The 506-nt window shown below is 59.3% G+C and carries 1 protein-coding gene; it reads right to left on the bottom strand.

Annotated features, from left to right (window positions below):
* Window positions 1-157 precede the first annotated feature (157 nt).
* Window positions 158-506, bottom strand: a 349-nt coding sequence (locus RFM68_RS33530) for a transposase (protein ID WP_320237207.1), incomplete at its 5' end; no start/stop codon positions are given.

Raw genomic sequence — 506 nt, 5'->3', positions numbered from 1 at the left:
TCGGTCGCCGCATCATGGTGCTTCGCGGGATGGGCCTTCCAATGTATGTCTCGCACGCTCCGAGCAAACTCGTGGTGCAACGGTCTTAACGGAATGGACCAGCCTCGGTCCCGGCAGGGACACCTCTTCACGCCATGGGCGCTGCAGAGCTCGATAGTTAGACGGTGATGGCGGTGATAGATTCTCTCTTGAAGAGCTCGCCGGAGCGGAGCATCGCATTCATGATGACGGAGAGCTTCCGGGCGACAGCGATAGCGGAGCGTTTGAAGCCGATGTTCTCGCGTAGTCTGATACCCCAATTGCGCAAATCACTCTCACCCCGACTGCGGGTCAGGATCACGACGGCGGCTTCATAGAGAAGCGAACGCACGTGGGTATCTCCACGCCGGGAGATATGGCCGTCATAATCTACTTCGCCCGACTGATAGCGTCGCGTCGTCAATCCGAGCCAGGCGCCGACGGATCGCGATCGCGTGAAGTTCGCCGGATCCTCGATGGCATTTAGG

It is taken from the genome of Mesorhizobium montanum (assembly GCF_033977145.1).
Taxonomy (GTDB): Bacteria; Pseudomonadota; Alphaproteobacteria; order Rhizobiales; family Rhizobiaceae; genus Mesorhizobium; species Mesorhizobium montanum.
Note: the sequence above shows the minus strand (reverse complement) of the source record. Positions and strands in the feature narration are given on the sequence as shown.